The following is a 5081-nucleotide window of genomic DNA, read 5'->3' on the forward strand; positions in this document are numbered from 1 at the left end:
GGGGCCGAGGATGAGTACGCCCCGGCGCTCCAGGCGCTCCCGGTGGGTGTAGAGCAGGTAGGCGGCCCGGTGCAGGGCCACGACGGTCTTGCCCGTGCCGGGGCCGCCCTGCACGACCAGGACGCCGTTGAGGTCGCTGCGGATGACGCGGTCCTGCTCGGCCTGGATGGTGGCGACGATGTCGCGCATCCGGCCGGTGCGGCGCTCGTCGAGCGCGGCCAGCAGCGCGGCCTCGCCGTTGAGGGTGGCGCGGTCGTCCTCGGTGAGCGCGTCGAGGTCGAGCAGGTCGTCGTCGACGCCGACGACGCTGCGTTCCTTGGTCTGCAGGTGGCGGCGCCTGGTCACGCCCATGGGCGCGGCGGGGGTGGCGCGGTAGAACGGCTGCGCGACGGGCGCGCGCCAGTCGATGAGCAGGCGTCGTTGCTCGTCGTCGGTGAGGCCGAGCTTGCCGATGTAGAGCCGGCCCTCCTCGACGTGGTCGAGCCGGCCGAAAACCAGGCCGCGCTCCACCGCCCAGAGCCGGGCCAGCCGCCCGGCGTACATGTCGGCGAAGGAGTCGCGCTCGGATCTGTTCTGCATCGTGCCGACGGCGCCCGTGGCCAGCACCTCCTTGAGCCGGCGCTGGGTGCGCTCGCGCAGCTCGTCGAGGCGGTCGTACAGACCGGTGACGTAGGACTGCTCCTTGGCGAGCTCCGTTTGACGAGTTGCCGCCTGACCATTATTGTGGTTAATGGGACACTCCGGGCCATTCTGCTTGTTGTTGCGACAAACGATGACATTAGCACGCCTGTCGAGGCACTCCCATCTTCCCTTCCCCCTTCCGGGTCACGGCTTGGTTTCGCCCTCTTGACCAGTATGGGAGAACTCCCTATGTTCACGAGTTAGGAAAGTTTCCTAACTTCGTCGAAGGAGTCCTCCTGATGAGCGGTCCGGTTCCGGGAACGCCCAGCCTGCTGCGCGCGATCAACGACCGCGCGGCCCTGCGGGCGCTCCTCGAGCGCGGGTCGCTGACCCGCCCGGAGCTGGGCGCCCTGACGGGCCTGTCCAAGCCCACCGCCTCCCAGCTGCTGTCGCGCCTTCAGGACGCCGGGCTGGTGATCCTGGACGGCATCAGAGAGGGCCTGCCGGGCCGTACCGCCGAGGTCTACCGGATCAACCCGGCGGCGGCCCACGTGGGCGCCCTCGACGTCACCCCCGACCGCATCGAGGCCCGCGTCGCCGACATCACCGGCACGGTCGTGGGCTCGTACACGCTGCCCACGCCCCGGCGGCCGGGCGGCGAGCTGGTCGACCGGCTGGGCGCGGCGCTGGCCGGCGCGAACCCGCCGGACAAGCTGCGCCGGGTCGTGATCGGCGTGCAGGCGGCGATCGACCCGGCCACCGGCCGGCTCGGCTACGCCGCCGCCAAGGACGTGCCCGGCTGGCAGATCGACGACCTCGTGCCCACCCTCAGCGCGGGTCTCGGCACGGCCGTGGACGTGGAGAACAACGTCAACCTCGTCGCCCTGGCCGAGCAGGCGCACGGCGCGGCGCGCGGGCACTCCGACTTCGTGCTGCTGTGGGCCGACGAGGGCATCGGCTCGGCCATCGTGCTCGGCGGGCGCATGCACAGGGGCGCGACCGGCGGCGCGGGCGAGGTCGGGTACATGCCGACCCCGGGCGCGCCGACGGCCCGCGAGGCCGGCCGCTACGCCAACCACGGCTACCAGGCGCTCACCGGCGGCCCGGCCGTGCTGCGGCTGCTGCGCTCCTACGGCGTGCACGGCACCGACTTCCGCCAGGCCATCGCCAAGGCGGTACGCGTGTCGGAGGGCTCGGGGCAGAAGGCCGACGACGCCAGGGCGGGGCTGCGCGACATCGCCGCCCGCCTGGCGGTGGGCCTGGCGGCCATCACCTCCGTCATCGACCCCGGCCTGATCGTGCTGACCGGCGGCGTCGTGCTGTCGGGCGGCGAGCCGCTGCGCGAGCTGGTCGAGCACGAGCTGCACGCGCTCACCATCCCCCGCCCCGTCGTGCGGCTGTCGCACGTGGAGGGCAACCCGGTGCTGGCCGGCGCGCTCGACCTGGCCCTGGACACCGTGCGCGACGAGGTCTTCAGCTCGACCGTCCCTTCCTAGAGCCTCTTTCTCCATCCCGTTCCACCCTCCCTTCATGATCCCCCAGCGGTAGGAGGCACCCCCCGTGCGCTTCGTCCCCCTGGCGGCCGTCGCGATCCTCGCGCTCGCCGCCTGCACCGCCGGCAGGGAGGCCGGGCCCTCGCTCGGCTCCCAGCCCAGACCCTCGGGCTCGGCCTCCGCGGCCCTCCCGGCGGCCACCATCCAGCTCTGGCACGGATTCTCCACCGACGCCGAGGTCAAGGCGTTCGAGGAGGCCATCGCCGGGTTCCACGCCAAGTTCCCGCAGATCACCGTCAAGGCCACCAAGGGCGTCCAGGACGACCAGATCACGCAGGCCATCCGGGGCGGCAACGCGCCGGACGTGGCGGCCTCGTTCACGACGGACAACGTCGCCCAGTGGTGCAGGTCGGGATCGTTCCAGGACCTCACCCCGGTCATCAAGCAGGACGGCATCGACCTGTCGGTGCTGCCCGAGGTGGCACGTACCTACACCGGCTTCGGCGGCCGGCAGTGCACGCTGCCGCTGCTGGCCGACGCGTACGGCCTCTACTACAACAAGGCCCTGATGAAGGGCAACCAGCCGCCCAAGACGCTGACCGAGCTGGCCGAGCTGGCCAAGAAGCTGACCGTCCGGGACGCGAACGGCGACATCAAGGTGGCCGGGTTCGTCCCCAGCACGCAGTACTACGAGAACAGCCCCAGCCACCTGGCCCCCATGGTCGGCGCCACCTGGTACAACGCCGACGGCACCTCGGCCATCGGCACCGACCCGGCGTGGAAGGCCCTGCTGCGCTGGCAGAAGGACCTCATCGACTGGTACGGCTACGACAAGCTGGAGAAGTTCCGCAAGAGCCTGGGCGACGAGTGGAGCGCCGACCACCCGTTCTACAAGGGCAAGATCGCGATGGTCCTGGACGGCGAATGGCGCAACGCCATGATCGCCAACGACGCCAAGAAGCTCGACTACGCCACCGCTCCCCTGCCGGTCGCCGACGACAAGCCCGACCTGTACGGCAGCGGCTTCACCGCCGGCACCGTCATCGGCGTCCCCAAGGGCGCCAAGAACCCGCAGCAGGCCTGGGAGCTGGTCAAGTACCTGACCACCGACACCAGCTCGCTGGTGACGCTCTCCAACGCCCTGCGCAACGTGCCCACGACCAAGGCCGCGATGGAATCGCCCGACCTGGCCAAGGACGCGAACTTCGCCACCTTCCTCGACGTCTTCTCCCATCCCAAGACCTCGACGCTGCCGCCGAGCGTCAACAGCGTGTTCAACCAGGAGGCGCTGGCGACCTTCGTCGTCAAGTGGGAGAAGGGCGCGGTCACCGACCTCGACGCCGGGCTCAAGGGCGTGGACAAGCAGATCGACGACAAGCTGAAGCTGTCCGGGGGCTGATCGGCGATGGCCTCCTCCCCCCACGCCGCGCCGCCGAGGCGGCGCGGCGAGGGCCTGCGCGCCCTGCTGTGGTTGTCGCCGTGGATCGCCGGAGTGTCGATCTTCTTCGTCTATCCGCTGCTGTCCACGGTGTACTTCTCCTTCTACCGCTACGACATGACCAGCACGCCGGAGTTCATCGGGCTGGACAACTACGCCTACCTGCTGCACGACCCGCGGGTCGCGATGTCGGCCAAGAACACGCTGTGGCTGGTGGCGATCATGGTGCCGGCCACGGTGCTGTTCTCCCTGGCCCTGGCGCAGCTCGTGGTCCGGCTCAAGGCCGGCGTCGGCGTGCTGCGGACGATCTTCTACCTGCCGTCGCTGGTCCCGCTGGCGGCCGGGACGATCACCTTCGTCTTCCTGATGAACCCGGCCACCGGGCCGTGGAACAAGTTCCTGGCCCTGTTCGGCATCCACGGGCCCGACTGGTTCGGCGACCCGGCCTGGTCCAAGCCGAGCCTGACGCTGCTGTCGCTGTGGAGCTGCGGCCAGCTCGCCGTGATCTTCATGGCGGCGCTGCTGGACGTCCCCCGGCACCTGTACGAGGCCGCCGCCATCGACGGCGCCGGGGCCTGGCGGCAGTTCCGCAGCGTGACGCTGCCGACGATCGCGCCGGTGCTGATGTTCGCCCTGGTCACCAACGTCATCTACGCCCTGCAGTACTTCACCCAGGCGATGATCGCCTCCCGGGTGGCCTCGGGCTCGACCGACTCCCCCGGCTCCACCTTCACCCCCGGCTATCCGGACGAGTCGCTGCTGACGCTGCCTCAGTGGCTCTTCCAGTCGGGCTTCCGCGACTGGACGATGGGCTACGCGTGCGTGCTGGCGCTGCTGCTGTTCGCCACGTCGATGATCTTCACGTTGATCCTGCTGCGGCAGTTCCGCCGGGCCGAGGAGGCGATATGAGCGCGACCATGACCGCCCCCGCCCCGCCCGCGGCCCCCGCGCGGCGGCAGGGGGTCAGGGCGCGGCGGCGGCGCACGCTGATGTGGATCGCCACGCACGCGACGGCGATCGTGCTGGCCCTGATGTTCCTGGCGCCGGTGGTGTTCCTGACGCTGACCGCGCTGATGACCGACGAGCAGGCGCTGACCGGCGACCTGTGGCCGCGCACGTGGAACTTCGACAACTTCGTGGTGGTGTTCGAGAAGTCGAAGCTGCTGCGCTGGGGGATCAACACGCTGCTGTACGCCGGCCTCGGCACGGTCTTCACGCTGGCCTCCTCGATCCCGGTGGCCTACGCGCTGGCCCGCTTCCGCTTCCGGGGACGCCGGGCGGCGTTCCTGCTGGTGATCACCGCCATGATGCTGCCGCCGCAGGTCATCGCGGTGCCGATCTACCTGGTGTGGGCCCGGCTGGGGCTGACCGACAGCCTGTGGCCGCTGATCCTGCCGATGTTGTTCGGCGACGCGTTCTCGATCTTCCTGCTCCGCCAGTTCCTGATCACCATCCCGCGCGAGTACATCGACGCGGCCAAGGTGGACGGCTGCTCGGACTTCAGGACGCTGGTGCGGGTGATCCTGCCG

The 5081-nt window shown here is 70.3% G+C and carries 5 protein-coding genes; 4 read left to right on the forward strand and 1 reads right to left on the reverse strand.

Annotated features, from left to right (window positions below; genetic code table 11):
* Positions 1-606: UvrD-helicase domain-containing protein (locus tag ACWCSD_RS47630; protein ID WP_449925604.1), on the reverse strand; the 606-nt coding region annotated here is incomplete at its 3' end.
* A 314-nt stretch (positions 607-920) separates the two neighbouring features.
* On the opposite strand from ACWCSD_RS47630, the gene ACWCSD_RS47635 reads away from it, so the two are divergent.
* From ACWCSD_RS47635 to ACWCSD_RS47650, 4 genes are all read left to right on the forward strand, one after another.
* Entirely contained in the window at positions 921-2117 is a 1197-nt protein-coding gene (locus ACWCSD_RS47635) for an ROK family transcriptional regulator (RefSeq protein ID WP_387675420.1), read from the forward strand.
* A gap of 64 nt (positions 2118-2181) precedes the next feature.
* Entirely contained in the window at positions 2182-3513 is a 1332-nt protein-coding gene (locus tag ACWCSD_RS47640; protein ID WP_397156608.1) for an ABC transporter substrate-binding protein, read from the forward strand.
* A gap of 6 nt (positions 3514-3519) precedes the next feature.
* On the forward strand, positions 3520-4461 hold the full coding sequence (locus ACWCSD_RS47645; protein WP_358286564.1) for a carbohydrate ABC transporter permease: 942 nt from the start codon (positions 3520-3522) through the stop codon (positions 4459-4461).
* Positions 4458-5081, forward strand: a 624-nt coding sequence (locus ACWCSD_RS47650; RefSeq protein ID WP_449925610.1) for a carbohydrate ABC transporter permease, incomplete at its 3' end; no start/stop codon positions are given. The genes ACWCSD_RS47645 and ACWCSD_RS47650, both read left to right, overlap by 4 nt.

The sequence above is a fragment of the Nonomuraea sp. NPDC001684 genome (genome assembly GCF_053596515.1).

Excerpts from the sequence above, each read along its gene's own strand:
- ACWCSD_RS47645 (WP_358286564.1), top strand. The coding sequence starts at position 3,520 with ATGGCCTCCTCCCCCCACGCCGCGCCGCCGAGGCGGCGCGGCGAGGGC.
- ACWCSD_RS47635 (WP_387675420.1), top strand. The coding sequence starts at position 921 with ATGAGCGGTCCGGTTCCGGGAACGCCCAGCCTGCTGCGCGCGATCAAC.